Source organism: Acetobacter indonesiensis (genome assembly GCF_000963945.1).
GTDB classification, from domain to species: domain Bacteria; phylum Pseudomonadota; class Alphaproteobacteria; order Acetobacterales; family Acetobacteraceae; genus Acetobacter; species Acetobacter indonesiensis.
This window is the reverse complement of record NZ_BAMW01000045.1, coordinates 295,532-309,652: the sequence shown is the minus strand read 5'-3', so window position 1 is coordinate 309,652 and position 14,121 is coordinate 295,532. Positions and strand designations below refer to the sequence as shown.

The window sequence follows — 14,121 nt, the reverse complement described above, 5'->3', positions numbered from 1 at the left end:
GGAAGCGTCAATGCTGCAAAGCTCAAGGGGAGTAAGTCTGTTTTCGCCTCATGTCGGACGTCCAGTAGATCGCGGCAGCCTCCTGAAACCGGACGTTTCGGGCTTGTGCCCTTACTAAAGATGCTGAATGACGACCCTATTATAGAGCAGCCCGTGCAGGCCCATTTCCAGCCCTAGTAGCAAAAGGAAGATCAGGAAAAGTCGCCGGAACAGTTGGGGGCTGATCCGTGTACGGATCACCTGTCCGAGCGCCATGCCGAGCAGTGCAGGAATGACGGCCAGTGTCGAGATCAGGAGATTTCCGACTGGGGCTGCGCCATGCCAAAATAATCCGGTCGCGAGGGCAATCGTTGACACGGTAAAAGACAGGCCCAGCGCCTGCACAAGGTCGTCCCGCTCCAGATTGAGAGACTGGATGTATGGCACGGCAGGAATAACGAATACACCCGTCGCACCCGTCACCAATCCGGTCACAAGGCCAATTACAGGCGACAGCCACGGCTCCCATCGCGGCGAGACATGAAGCGGTCTGGCAAGCAGCGTGTATGCCGCGTAGATGACGAGGGCGGCACCGAGGCCGACAGTCGTGAGGTCGGTTCCTTCACCCGTCAGCAGCATAGAGCCGAAAACAGTGCCGACGATGATCGTCAGCATCATTATCCAAAGGCGGCGGATCAGCATTCCAAACCGACGGCCCGCTAGAAGCTGCCAGACGTTGGTTACGAACGAGGGCACCAATAGAAGCGCCGCGGCAATGAGCGGAGACAGAAGCGATCCCAGCACGCCCATAGCCACTGTTGGGAGGCCCATCCCGGTTACGCCCTTCACGACGCCCGCAGCAAAGAACGTGGCGACGACAGCAGCGATCAGAGAAGGAGAATAATCGAACATGCCACAGACTTAACGATCACAGCCGCGCCCACAATACGGAAGGTCCGAGTGTAGGCTTCGGCTATCCCGAAGGTACAAGATGCATTAGATTGCTCCGATGCGGTTCGATCTTACAGACCTTCGGTTGTTTCTGGCGGTAGTTGATGCCGGGAGCATCACCCACGGCGCTGCCGAAGCGGGCCTGTCGGTTCCAGCGGCTAGCGAACGGCTCCGCGATATGGAGGCGGCGGGAGAAGTGACCCTTCTCAATCGGGGACGTCGCGGCATAGCGCTGACCGAAGCCGGGGAGATGCTGGCACACCATGCCCGCACGATCCTGCACCAAATGGCCCAAATGCGGGGCGATATCGGACAATATGCCAAGGGGCTGCGGGCTTCGGTACGCGTCTTCGCGAACACCGCCGCGATTACAGAGTTCCTACCTGAGAGCCTTGCCCCTTGGATGGCTGCTAATCCCCAGATCGACGTTGACCTGAAGGAGCGCGGGAGCAGTGAGATCGCTAGAAGTGTCAGCGCAGGCTTTGCTGAGATCGGCATACTGTCCAGCGCGGTCGACACGGGTGATCTGATCATGCGGCCCTTCGCGATCGACCGCCTCGTTACCGTGGTGTCCAGAGAGCATCGGTTGACCGGGAATAGAGCGGTACGGTTCGCCGACCTGCTCGGAGATCAGTTCATCGGCATGGCGGGCGGTGCTCTGCAGGATCATATCGAAGATCGGGCGTCCCGCCTCGGGTCGAAGATGAAGATGCGTGTTCGTCTTCGCAACTTCCAAGGCATTTGTCGGATGGCAGGATCTGGGGCTGGTATCGGCATCATTCCTGAATCTGCCGCGCGACGTTGCCAACGGTCGACACAGATCAAGCTAGTCCGGCTGTTAGACGAATGGGCGACACGCCGCCTGTCTTTGTGTGTGCGCGATGAAAACGATCTCACCGCGCCCGCCAAGACGCTCTACGATCACCTGTCCCAAAGAGTTCCGCAGCATCCAGCACTCGATCCCTCCTAGATAAACACAGCCCCGTAATGCGGTGGATTTCATCCTGACAGACCCGCCCTACCTGATGAACTATCAGGGCAGGGACGGGCGGAAGGTTCGCAATGACGAAAATGCGCGTTGGCTCCCGCCAGCCTTCAACCAGATGCACCGTGTTCTGAAATGGCAGGCTTTGCCATTTCGCTCTATGGCTGGAACCGTATCGACCTATTCGCCGATGCCTGGAAGGCAGCGGGGTTCCGCATGGTCGGGCATATCGTTTTTCGTAAGTCCTATTCACCCTCTTCCCGGTTTTTCCGGTATGAACACGAGAGCGCTTATCTGCTGGGCAAGGGGAATGTGACACCACCTGCAAAGCCCATCCCGGGCGTGCTCGACATGCCCTATTCCGGCAACAAACTGCACCCGACGCAAAAGCCGGTAGCGGCACTCCTTCCCCTGGTGGAAACCTTCTGCTCGATGGACGGGCTGGTTCTGGACCCGTTTGCCGGTTCGGATTTGTCGCTGGTGGCGGCGCAGCATCTTGGGCGCAACTGGCTGGGGATGGAACTGGACCCGGAGCACGCGGACACGGCGACCCGTCGGCTGGCCTCCACGGGGCAGGGAGGGCGGCGGCGTAAGCCGCCCACTTCTTTCTTCACGCTTACCGGGCGACCAGAAAATCGCGCCGGTCCTTCGGGACCGCCCGTGGGGACGCGCTGCGCGCGCGAGGTAGCCGACGACGTCCACGCGCAAAATGCCGGAAACAGTGCCAGCCGCGCCACGATCCGCGTCCTCAAGATCGGCCACGCGCATATCACGGGGCATAGGAAGATGGAGAGTCTCGACTGTCGCTGCGGCAAGTTCATCAAGCAGCACATCATGCATGCGGATAATCGCATCGGTTGGTTCGTAAAAAAGTGGCAGCGCTGCGGTCCGGGCAAGGAGTTCGCGCTACAGCGGCGTTATCGCGATGTCTCTGGTTTGTGCTTGCTGGTGAAATCAAGCAGAGCGCACATTACGGAGAGGCTTTTGGCACGCATGAAGCTCGTGTTCGTCCTTATGTCCACACCTAGCAAAACCCGAACAATCCCGTTCTGGTGCGCCTTACTCATGCCTGCAGCCGGGTGGCGATTTCACGGCCGCATATGATCGAGAAAATCCTTGCAAGTAACTATGTCCAGAAATACTCCAGACTGCGCTGAGTGAGACACGGAAAGAAAACCACAGAAGACTTTGTATTTCTGAATTATACGTGAGGGAGGTCTCTTGAGAAGAATGCCCCCCCCGCCGCACAGCGGTTATGTATTTATCTCTATAGGCAGTCTATCAAGATCAGGATGTCCAAGGGTTTTCTGACTTTCTCATATCGCCCAACAGACTTGGTTATCCGATACCAACAAGTGGAAGAAAAATATTATCGACGATTTCGCTAATCGCCTCATCTGTAAGGGGTTTGAAGGTCATCATCAGGTCATGCCGCACAAGGTCGAGCGGGAGTGAGGCAATGCGGGATGTCAGCCTGTTTTCGTCAATTTCTCCGCGTTCGACGGCCCGTGCGAGAACAGCGCGATACTGGTTCCCTTCAACAATGCGGTTGCGTAATTCCGTAAAACTCGAACGCTCCGCCACCAAATCTTTTTGCATATCAAAAAAGAGCTGAAGCTCTCCACTGTTTGCACGATTGGACATATGGCGAAGAAGAAGGCAGAGCTCATCGCGGACATTTCCCATATCGGGAATGACGGGTGCCGCATGAGCAAACCTTTGCGCGAGTGCGGCTGTTGCCAGCGCTGTGCGGCTAGGCCAGCGCCTGTGGAGCACAGGGCGGCTGGTGCCGGCCCGGCGGGCCACATTTTCCATTGTGAGGCCAGCATATCCACTTTCAGACAGTTCCGCCCAGGCCGCCTCTAAAATAGCGTCCTCCAAGGCTGCTCCTCGCCGTCTGATTTTCCCTCGAACGCGCATAACACTCCCCATAAGATGCACAAAGAATCTTATTGCCTTTGTTTTGTTGACATATAAGATACGTGACGAATCTAATGTATGAGGCATAGCATGAGCAAAAGAGGCGTTCCAACCCGAAACCGTCGTGTCCTGATTTCGGGTGCCAGCATTGCCGGGCCAGCTCTTGCTTTCTGGCTGGATCGCTATGGCTTTGACGTCACGGTTGTCGAGCGTGCGACGACTATTCGTACCGGAGGGTATCCGATTGATGTTCGTGGCACGGCGATTGATATGGTTGAAAGGATGGGATTATTGCCACAAATCCGTGCGGCACATGTCAACACGCAGCTGATGACATTTGTTGATGGAGACGGACGTGAAATTGGCTCTGTGCCTGTCTATGATGCCGTTGGTAGCGATGAAAGAGACGTGGAGTTGCCTCGAGGAACTCTGGCAACTTTGTTGTATGACGCGTCCCGGCAAGGAAACGTCCGGTATCGGTTCAATGATTCAATAGACACGCTGCACGACGACGGTGCAGGGGTGGATATTCGATTCACCAGTGGCATTCGTGAACACTACGACATTGTTGTTGGGGCAGATGGGCTCCACTCCCGCACGCGGCGTCTAGTCTTCGGGGCTGAGGATCTTTTCCGTCATGATCTCGGCTTTGATTTCGCACTCTTCTCATTACAAAATGATCAGGGTCTCTCACATGGCGGTATTTTCCATGCGGAACCCGGACGTGTGGCGGGGTTGTTTGCAGTTCAGGGTAGTCAGAGGATGTTCGGATTTCTGACATTCATGACAGATAAGGGAGCCCCGCGCACGGTCAGGGAGCAACTGGATTTAATACAGACAACTTATGCCGGTATGCACTGGGAAGTGCCGCGTCTGTTGAAAGAGATGGAGGTGGCTGACGATCTTTATTTTGACAGTGTCAGTCAGATCCGTATGCCTCACTGGTCCAAAGGATCTGTTGTTTTGCTGGGAGATGCCGCTTTTGCACCGTCTTTCCGGTCCGGGCAGGGAACCAGCCTTGCACTTGTCGGCGCTTATGTTCTTGCAGGAGAACTTGCTTCGCATGAGAAGACCTCGGCTGGACTGGAAGCATATGAACGCACCCTGAGACCCTTTGTCGAAGCAAATCAAGCTCTGGCAACTGATGAGCGAGGGGCGTTTTTCCTGCCGCGCACTCAGGCAGATATCGACATGCGTGACAGGATGCTGGCTGAGATAGCACGTAACGGCACTGGTATCTTTTTTGACAACCGCCGTCCGGCGGCTCATTCCGCAATCAGTTTACCTGATTATCAAATGGAATAATGGACATACACTCACACCTTCATTCAACACAAAATTACAAAAAGTGTTGGAGTGGTAGTTTGGTAATCTAAATTCTTAATCAGAATATTTCTTGTCACATAAAATATTATATAGATTGTGGTAGCTTCTTGCAGTCAGTTTGAGCAAAACCGTTTTATTTTTCCGTTTCTGCCGAAATGATACCGATCAGCATGCGGATGCGTTGTAAATCATTCGGCGTCGCGGGATTGTAAATAATCAGTCCAAGGTCTGATCGCCCTTCAACGGCAAATCCTGAATATTCCAGTTCAATCAATCCAACGGTTGGATGCTGCAAGCACTTGGTTCCTTCACCATGAATTTGTACATCATTATTCTGCCACAACGCGGCAAACTCGGGGCTTCGCAAGCTTAAGTCTTTAACAAGTTCATCGACTTCAGCAGAAGCGCCAGCGCGCACGGCATCGGCGCGAAAAGCGGCCACGACAGATCTTGCCAGACTGTCCCAGTTCATCTGCATCTTACGTACATGGGGAGTGCAAAAAACAATCTTACGTGGTGTAATTCCGTTCGTTACTCGATAACGAACTTCCGGCAAATGACCGAATGCCAGCATAAATAAATGTTCGCGTTCCGCTTCAGTCAGCAATAACCCTTTGGCAATGCGATCGAGCACATCAGGCGAAGGTACTCGGCCTCGGTCTTGCTCAAGCCAAGTGTACCAAGTAGGGCTGATGTTCGCCCGCTGTGCGACTTCTCCACCGCGTAACCCAAGCTTGCGCCGCCGAGCACAGAGAAAACCCAATGCCACGAGGTCAAGACGGGCACGGTTGAGAAAGGTGTAAATTGTTAGTCTGCAGCTCATATCTCTGATACGGTTCATTTGTTCCGTCTTGCGCTGGAAAAACAGGTTTCAGCTGCACGTTATCATGCAAGTGCAGAAGAAGGCGTTTCTGTAAGAACCATTGCAGAAGCCATAGGGCAACGATTTAATTTGCCTGTTGTTGCTTTGTCTGAGAACGATGCGCGTGCACATTTCGGGTGGCTTGGCGCGTTTGTTTCCAAAGATATGATCGCATCAAGCGAAAAGACGAAACAGCGTCTGGACTGGCACCCAACTGGACCGAAACTGCTTGCCGATATTTTGGCCTGTGAGGATATTCCTGATAAGCCGTGAAAGATGTTCGTTTAGAGGAAACGTGTGATCGCGCCAGGAAGGCTGGTAAGAGAACGGAAATTGCCTGTCTGCGTGGTTTATATACCAGACAGGCATGTTGACGGATAAGTCTTTTTCTCAGGAGCGGGCACGTGGCTCTTCTTGCATGCTTTTGCTCCATACTACGATTGAGACAGGGAAATAGAAATGGATCCGCTCCGCATCTTCCCATGCACCCATGCCCAGACGATCCTGACCTCCTGCAATATCCTCGGCAAACATCGCTTTCAGGGCGCACCAATTCTCCGGGGCGACCTGATCCTGTAAACGGGACTCAAGGCGATATTGATGTGTCATGACAGGCGACAGACCTGCCTTAGTCCCAAGCGACTGCAATTGATGCAGTGTCAGGGCGCTTGTATGCGAGGGATCACGGAGCGTTCTATCTGATTGGCGCATAACACTTCTATCGGTATAAGCTGCCTCTACATGTACGTATGCCGAGGGATAGATGGCTAGGTTTTCTGCAGGTTTGAGTCGATTTTGTGATCGTTATTTTCAGATATCTGCCAGAGGCTCATCTTTTTCGAGGGAAGTGCTGGCCGGGTTAACAACCTTTGGGGCCATGGCTTATATTATGGCTGTTAATCCAGATATTCTTTCAGCGGCCGGGCTAGATCGGCATGCCATGGTTATGACAACCATAGCGTCAGCTGTTATCGGATCTCTGATAATGGCGTTGTGGGCTAATCTACCCATTGCTCTCGCCCCGGCCATGAGTAGCAATGTTATTTTTGCTCAAGTTGTTGTTGTTCGCATGGGTGTACCTGCGCCTGTTGCTTTTACAATGGTTTTGTTGGGCGGAGTAGCATTTCTGGCGCTTTCATTAACGCAATGGCGTCAGAAGATTGTTCGTGCGTTTCCTGTTCCTGTTCGGCTTGGGATTCATTTTGCGATTGGGGCGTTTATTGCCCATATCGGCATGATCACAGGCGGGATGGCTGTTAAAGGGAGTGAAGGGCTAGTTTTTGGACACCTAGCTGATCCCTCAGTTATCTTGGCGATAGCAGGGCTGTTTCTTACTGTAGTCTTAAGATGGTCGCGTATTCCTGCTGCAATGCTTATCGCTATTGTAACCATAACCGTTACCGGTTGTTTTGTGCCTCATACCAACGGTCGGATGGTGACCAATCTTCCGGCCCAGTGGATTGATTGGCCTCATTACCCTTGGCACATGCTTTTCCCTTATGATTTCAAGGGATTTTTCTCTCATTTCTTTCTTGTGTTACCCGTCACACTTTATTTTTTCCTAGGTGATTTTTTTGATGCCACAGGAACAATGATGGCCGTTACGCAACGGTCCGGTCTCAAAGATAAAGAGGGACAACCGTTGCTCGGTAAGGCTGCATTCGCTTCGGATGCCTCTGCCAGCATTGTTGGTTCAGCACTCGGAACATCGACCGTATCCGCTTATCTGGAATCTTTGGTTGGCGTTGAAGAGGGCGGACGTACAGGATTGGTGGGGGTGACGGTCGCCCTTCTTTTTGCGATTTCCTCATTATTTTGGCCATTGATCACAAGTGTGCCCGCAGTTGCAACTGCCCCCGTTCTGATTTTGGTAGGCCTTGGGATGCTAAGTGGCCTGACTGACCTGAAAGACATGAAGGGGATGGATCAGACAGTCCCATTATTGATGGTCTTGGTGACTGTCATGACAGGAGATTTCATGATCAGCCTTGCCCTGGGGTTATTGCTGTACACACTGATCGCCTTTGTTTCTAGGCGATGGAGCGAGATTACCATGATGCTGATTGGATTGGATGTAGTATTTGTTACGTATCTAGTTCTTTCGTCAGGTCTTGGGTGAAGAAATACAGATGCACAATGCAATAACTATTAGTGGTAACAATGAAAAATATCATTAATAGTGAAAATATAAATTACGTTACGTAATAAATTAAAATGTTTGTTTTTGATATATTTTTGATTCAGCGTAACAAATTTAGCAATTAACAAGACTGATTTTTATAGATGGTAAGAGGCTTGCGTCTAGGCTTTCTTGTATGCAAGATTGTAATTCATCCGTAACAAGATGAAAACGACCACCGGAGTAATGATCTGATGCCCTCTCCAGACAGCTTTTCTTCTGAACCAGCATGTTCAGAACCGTGTGGAGGAGCACGGGCTGTCACAAGATGTGACATATTGGGTAAAGGTCAATTTTCAGAAGAAACGAACTCTTTGTTTCGTCCTTATCTAAGTGCCGCTTATCGGGAAACAGTAAGACAGGTGGCGGCCTGGATGGGGCAGGGGGGATTGTCTGCAAGGCAAGATTCTGCCGGAAATATCATTGGACGTTACGAGGGGAGTTCGGCTGAATTACCTGCGCTTCTTATTGGCTCTCATCTGGATAGTGTTCGCAATGCTGGCAAATATGATGGCCCGCTGGGGGTGATGCTAGGCATTGAAGTTGTTGAGCATTTTGCCCGTAAGGGAATACGTTTTCCTTTTGCATTGGAAGTTATTGGCTTTGGTGATGAAGAAGGATCGCGCTTTCCTGTTTCCATGCTGACATCACGCGCTGTTGCAGGTCTCTTGCCAGAAGCACCTGCGACCATGGAAGATAGCGACGGTATCACCTTGCAGGATGCTTTGGGGGCAGAAGGTTTTGTGTTGGAGCAGTTCCCGAAAGCGGCCCGTAGGCAGGGTGAAGTTATTGCTTATTTCGAGCCTCATATTGAGCAAGGGCCTGTTCTGGAGTTTGAAAACAAACCTGTCGGGGTTGTAAGCGCCATAGCGGCTCAATTTCGTTTTCTGGTCACACTTAAAGGCGTTGCCGGTCATGCCGGAACAATGCCAATGACCCTTCGACAGGATGCGCTGGCCGCCGCAGCCGAAGCTATTCTTGAAATTGAAAAAATTGGTAAATCTGACAGCGATCATCTGGTTGCGACTGTCGGGCGGATGCAGGTTTCGCCCGGTGTGCCCAATGTTGTGCCGGGAGATGTCGCTTTTACGGTTGATATCCGCTCCGGCACAGAAAGCATCCGGAACGAGGCGGCAACACACATTCGGTGTGCCTTACAAGACCTTTGTGAGCGCCGATCTGTTTCGTTTTCTATGGTTTTGCAACAGGATTTGCCCGCAACACCTTGTGACAGTAGCCTGACACATGTTTTGTCCCGCTCTGTTCAGACTGTTACGGGAAAACAGGCCCGGGTGCTTGTGAGCGGGGCAGGGCATGATGCAATGGTCATGGCGGCTTTAGCCCCTGTCTGCATGTTGTTTATTCGGTGTGAAAAAGGGATCAGCCATAATCCTGCCGAAGCTGTCGAGGCGAGTGATGTCGAAACAGCTTTTCAGGTCATGGTAAATTTTATTGAAAGCTATGCAGATAATTTTTCTGCGCAACAGGAGAAAATTGCGTAATGGCACAGAATCTGTTCGGTCAGATTGATCCGCCCCAGCGGCTGTTAATGGGGCCTGGGCCTGTTAATGCACATCCTCGGGTTTTGCGCGCCATGGCTGCGGATATGCTGGGTCAGTTTGACCCGGAAATGACCGCGTATATGAATGAAACAATGGCCCTATATCGCCGTGTTTTTATGACAGAAAACCAATGGACTTTTCTTATCGACGGCACTGCACGGGCAGGGATTGAAGCCGCACTTGTCTCTTTGGTCGAACCGGGCGCAAAATTGCTGATTATTCGAGCGGGTCGGTTCGGTTTGCTTCTGTCTGAAATTGCGCAGCGTATTGGCGCTGAAATCTGCACACTCGACTTACCGTGGGGTGAGGTCGCAACGCTGGAGCAGATTGAGAGCGCTCTTATCGAGCATAAACCTCAGGTCATGGCTTGTATTCATGGTGACACCTCGACCACCATGGCACAACCACTGGAAGGCGTAGGGGCGCTTTGTCGTAAATATGGTGTTCTCTCCTATGCCGATGCTACGGCAACGCTTGGAGGAATGGCTGTCGCGACAGACGCTTGGGGTATTGATGTTGTTTCTGGCGGGCTACAGAAATGTATGGGTGGCCCACCGGGTTCTGCCCCCATTACTATTTCTGACCATGCGGCAAAATATATTATGTCCCGCAGGCATGTAGAGGCTGGCATAAGGGCGAGCGATACACTTGATGGAAGCCGCCCAAGGATTTCTTCCAATTATTTTGATCTGGCCATGGTGATGGATTACTGGTCAGAAAAACGGTTGAACCACCATACAGAAGCAACAACAATGCTCTACGGTGCCCGAGAAGCTGCCCGTATTATGCTGGAAGAAGGGCTGGAAGCCCGTTTTGACCGCCATAAAGCTGCGAGCAACGCCGTTGTGGCCGGAGTCCGTGCCCTTGGATTGAACGTATTTGGCTCAGACGCTTACCGTATGACCAATGTTACAGGTATTTGGATACCAGAAGGTATAAACGGCGAAAATGTCAGAACGCGCATGCGTGAAGATTTTGGAATAGAAATTGGGACCGCTTTTGGGCCGCTTGCCGGCAAGGTCTGGCGCATAGGCGCGATGGGCTACAATGCTGTTAAGCATAAGGTGCTGCTGACCTTGGGGGCTCTTGAAGCTTGTCTGGCCGCTGAAGGATATAAAGTCTCTCGTGGTGCTGGAGTGGATGCAGCTTTGGCTGAGTATTCCTGACTAAAAAGCAATTAAAAATAACAGGAGCATCCATGCCTGAAAATGAAATGACAGTGAAAGACGTTATGGTGATAGCTCGCCAGATTGGACTTTCTATTCCCGAACAGTCTGTAGCTGGGGTGCTTTCTAATAGTCAGCTTTTACGGGGTTATTGTGATTTAATTTGTAGCATGGATCTTCGTGACGATTGTCTGCCCGCTTACGAGTATCGGCCATAAGAAATGTCTATTTCTAACCTTGTACGTAAAATTCGGGATGGCGAGCTATCTGCCGAGAAGCATTGCCTTGAGACCATTCAGAATTTGAAAGCACGAGACAGTAAGTATCATGCTGTTACGCGCGTTCTCGAAGACCGTGCCATTACAGCGGCAAAGCAGTTAGATCAGAAAATTGCGTCAGGAAGCCCTGTCGGCTCTTTGGCCGGTGTCCCTTTTGGTGTGAAGGATCTTTTCGACGTTCAGGGATTGGTTACAACGGCTGGCTCAATCACCCTGAACAATAATGCTCCAGCGTCCAATGACGCCGAGGTTGTACGTCGCCTTTGCTCGGAAGATGCCATTCCCGTTGCAACACTCAACATGGATGAGTTCGCTTACGGATTTGCGACCGAGAACGCGCATTATGGCACAACATGCAACCCGCATGATACGGCCAGATTAGCAGGTGGGTCTTCAGGCGGGTCTGCGGCGGCGGTTGCTGCCGGGATGCTTCCCTTTACATTAGGTTCTGATACTAACGGGTCTATTCGGGTGCCGGCTTCACTTTGTGGAGTATGGGGATTACGTCCGACACAGGGTTTACTGCCGTTATCTGGTGTTTACCCCTTTGCAGCCAGTCTGGATGTTATTGGGCCATTTGCGCAAAGTGTTGCTGATATTCGGGTTGTGACTGAAGTCATGGCCGGACGTAAATTTGAATATAAGGATGATGTTGATAATCTGAAAGTTGGTTTGCTCGGTGGATGGTTTGCTCAGGATCTTTCGGCCGACCTGCAATCCGGGATTCAGAAAATTCTTCAGAGTTGCCCGATTACGTGTGATGTCACACTTCCTGAGGCTGATAAAGCGCGGGCCGCGTCTTTTGTCATTACGGCAGCGGAAGGCGGAAATTTGCATCTAGCACGCCTGAAAACAAACCCGATGGCTTATGACCCCGCTACACGGGATAGATTAATGGCAGGCGCGTTGCTACCGGCCAGCACAGTTATTCAGGCACAGCGTTTGCGCAACTGGTTTAGGGACATGCTGCATTCAGTTTTTAACGAGGTCGATATTCTTATGGCTCCCGCAACCGTAGGTATAGCGCCACGGTTAGACCAACCCACCATAATGGTTGGTGGGAAAGCTGTTTCTGCACGCGCAAACCTGGGTCTGTTTACGCAGCCTCTCAGTTTGGCAGGTATGCCGGTTCTTTCCGCGCCTTTGCCTCCTTCTGAAGGCAATCAGAAAAGCTTGCCGTTGGGCGTGCAATTCATTGCGGCACCGGGGAAGGAAAATATGTTGCTGGCGTTTGCTGAAAAATTGGAACGCTCCAGTCTTTTAGGTTTTCCTGTGGCTTCCGAATAGAGCAAATCAAAATGCTGCACACACCACGCTCTACACGCGGGATGGTAACGTCCCCGCATCATCTGGCCAGTCAAGCCGGGTTGGACGTTTTGAAAGAAGGTGGATCAGCCATAGAAGCCGTGGTTGCAACTGCAGCCGCTCTTGCGGTGGTTTATCCCCACATGACGTCCATTGGGGGGGATGCCTTCTGGTTGATTTGCTGGCCAGACGGACGGGTTGAAACAATCGATGCATGTGGTGCTGCTGCGTCGGGTGCAGACCTTGCTCTCTATAGGTCCGCGGGCCATAAGTCTGTTCCTTGGCGCGGTGGGTTAGCAGCAAATACAGTTGCCGGTACTGTGTCTGGCTGGCAGGCTGCACTGCAGCTTGCGGAGCAGTATGATACACAGAAAAAACAATTATTACCTACATCCCGTTTGCTTCGTGATGCCATGTGGTATGCCGAACACGGTGTACCCGTAACAACAGGCGGTGCGGAAGTTGCTGCTGCCAAATCGGCTGAACTGAAAGATGTATTTGGCTATTCTGCTATATATGAACCAGATGGTCGCCCCTTACGCGTAAACGACATTCTAAAAAACCCAGCCTTGGCCCAAACGCTGCGTCGTTTGGTCACTGATGGCTTTCAAAGTTTTTACACTGGGTCTCTCGCCTATGATATCGCAGCTGATCTGACGCAGGCGGGTAGTCCTGTAACATTCCACGATTTAGCGCGCCATGAAGCAGCAGTCAGACCTCCTCTTTCCGTCACAACAAAAGACGCGACACTTTACAACATGGCCCCGCCCACCCAAGGCGTGGCATCACTCCTCATTCTGGCGTTGTTTGACCGGCTACAAGCGGAAAACTGCGACAGTTTTGAACATATTCACGGCTTGGTAGAAGCAACAAAGCAGGCATTTCGTTTTCGCGACACGCATGTCGGTGATCCGGCTTTAATGAGCGTTGAAGCGCAAGACTGCCTTGATGATGAACAGCAACTGGCCACTATGCTGAAGAACATTGATCGGCATAAGGCGGCACCTTGGCCCTATCCTTCGCAGGCAGGGGATACGGTCTGGATGGGGGCCGTTGACGCCAATGGTGTCGCTGTCAGTATGATTCAGAGTACTTATTTTGAATTTGGGTCAGGTGTCGTGCTGCCACAGACCGGTATTGTCTGGCAAAATCGTGGGGCAAGCTTCCAGTTAAAGGAAGAAGGGTGGAATGTTCTGCGGCCCGGCCGCAAACCCTTTCATACTTTGAACCCCGCAGCAGCAAGATTTAGTGATGGCCGCGTCATGGTTTACGGCACTATGGGCGGTGAAGGTCAGCCCCAGACACAGGCTGCACTTTTTAGCCGTTATGCTCGTTACGGTATGGGATTACAGGAGGCGATTACTGCACCGCGTTGGCTTTTGGGGCGGACATGGGGGCAGGAAAGTGTCACGTTAAAATACGAAGACCGTTTTCAGCCGGATGTCATAGCACAGCTTGGTGCAGCCGGACATGCTATTGAGCGCGTTGCCCCCTTTACATCCATGATGGGGCATGCTGGCGCAATTGTCAGGCATGGTAATGGTGTTCTTGAAGGAGCGACAGACCCTAGAAGTGACGGCGTAGTAGCCGCGTGGTGATGTGGCTAAG

Annotated in this window: 14 protein-coding genes; 10 read left to right on the top strand and 4 right to left on the bottom strand. The window is 52.0% G+C overall.

What is annotated here, in order from left to right; all coding sequences use genetic code 11:
• Positions 1-114 precede the first annotated feature (114 nt).
• Positions 115-891, bottom strand: a complete 777-nt coding sequence (locus Abin_RS11665) for a sulfite exporter TauE/SafE family protein (RefSeq protein ID WP_048847032.1) — start codon at positions 889-891, stop codon at positions 115-117.
• 97 nt (positions 892-988) lie between these two features.
• Between Abin_RS11665 and Abin_RS11660 the strand changes: the two genes are divergently transcribed.
• Both Abin_RS11660 and Abin_RS15900 read left to right on the top strand, forming a co-directional pair.
• Positions 989-1,900, top strand: coding sequence for a LysR family transcriptional regulator (locus Abin_RS11660; RefSeq protein ID WP_048847030.1), 912 nt, complete (start codon positions 989-991; stop codon positions 1,898-1,900).
• A gap of 150 nt (positions 1,901-2,050) precedes the next feature.
• Positions 2,051-3,019, top strand: coding sequence for a DNA methyltransferase (locus Abin_RS15900; RefSeq protein WP_255319279.1), 969 nt, complete (start codon positions 2,051-2,053; stop codon positions 3,017-3,019).
• Between the two features lie 234 nt (positions 3,020-3,253).
• Here the strand turns inward: Abin_RS15900 and Abin_RS11650 are convergent, their stop codons facing one another.
• Positions 3,254-3,796, bottom strand: a complete 543-nt coding sequence (locus tag Abin_RS11650) for a TetR/AcrR family transcriptional regulator (protein ID WP_255319278.1) — start codon at positions 3,794-3,796, stop codon at positions 3,254-3,256.
• Positions 3,797-3,925: 129 nt separating this feature from the next.
• Here Abin_RS11650 and Abin_RS11645 point away from each other — a divergent pair, with 129 nt between their 5' ends.
• Complete coding sequence (locus Abin_RS11645) at positions 3,926-5,140, top strand: FAD-dependent monooxygenase (RefSeq protein WP_086658487.1); 1,215 nt, start codon at positions 3,926-3,928, stop codon at positions 5,138-5,140.
• A gap of 154 nt (positions 5,141-5,294) precedes the next feature.
• On the opposite strand, the gene Abin_RS11640 is transcribed toward Abin_RS11645, so the two are convergent.
• Positions 5,295-6,002, bottom strand: a complete 708-nt coding sequence (locus Abin_RS11640) for a helix-turn-helix transcriptional regulator (protein ID WP_048847026.1) — start codon at positions 6,000-6,002, stop codon at positions 5,295-5,297.
• Here Abin_RS11640 and Abin_RS11635 point away from each other — a divergent pair, their 5' ends adjacent.
• Positions 6,003-6,296: a Rossmann-fold NAD(P)-binding domain-containing protein gene (locus Abin_RS11635; RefSeq protein ID WP_052948218.1), complete on the top strand. Its 294-nt coding sequence runs from the start codon at positions 6,003-6,005 to the stop codon at positions 6,294-6,296. It abuts the gene before it with no gap.
• Positions 6,297-6,413: 117 nt separating this feature from the next.
• On the opposite strand, the gene Abin_RS11630 is transcribed toward Abin_RS11635, so the two are convergent.
• Entirely contained in the window at positions 6,414-6,734 is a 321-nt protein-coding gene (locus Abin_RS11630; RefSeq protein WP_048847024.1) for a hypothetical protein, read from the bottom strand.
• A gap of 52 nt (positions 6,735-6,786) precedes the next feature.
• Here Abin_RS11630 and Abin_RS11625 point away from each other — a divergent pair, with 52 nt between their 5' ends.
• The 6 genes from Abin_RS11625 to Abin_RS11600 all read left to right on the top strand — a co-directional run bounded on the left by Abin_RS11625 (position 6,787) and on the right by Abin_RS11600 (position 14,111).
• Positions 6,787-8,142, top strand: a complete 1,356-nt coding sequence (locus Abin_RS11625; RefSeq protein WP_048847021.1) for an NCS2 family permease — start codon at positions 6,787-6,789, stop codon at positions 8,140-8,142.
• 254 nt (positions 8,143-8,396) lie between these two features.
• Positions 8,397-9,704, top strand: coding sequence for an allantoate amidohydrolase (locus tag Abin_RS11620; protein ID WP_048847020.1), 1,308 nt, complete (start codon positions 8,397-8,399; stop codon positions 9,702-9,704).
• Positions 9,704-10,930 (top strand): pyridoxal-phosphate-dependent aminotransferase family protein, encoded by a 1,227-nt coding sequence (locus Abin_RS11615; protein WP_048847018.1) that lies wholly within the window; start codon positions 9,704-9,706, stop codon positions 10,928-10,930. Before Abin_RS11620 ends, Abin_RS11615 begins: the two co-directional genes overlap by 1 nt.
• A gap of 32 nt (positions 10,931-10,962) precedes the next feature.
• Complete coding sequence (locus Abin_RS11610; protein WP_084593605.1) at positions 10,963-11,148, top strand: DUF4089 domain-containing protein; 186 nt, start codon at positions 10,963-10,965, stop codon at positions 11,146-11,148.
• Positions 11,149-11,151: 3 nt separating this feature from the next.
• Positions 11,152-12,495: an AtzE family amidohydrolase gene (locus Abin_RS11605; RefSeq protein ID WP_052948217.1), complete on the top strand. Its 1,344-nt coding sequence runs from the start codon at positions 11,152-11,154 to the stop codon at positions 12,493-12,495.
• Positions 12,496-12,506: 11 nt separating this feature from the next.
• Positions 12,507-14,111 (top strand): gamma-glutamyltransferase family protein, encoded by a 1,605-nt coding sequence (locus tag Abin_RS11600; RefSeq protein WP_048847016.1) that lies wholly within the window; start codon positions 12,507-12,509, stop codon positions 14,109-14,111.
• The last annotated feature ends 10 nt before the right edge of the window (positions 14,112-14,121 follow it).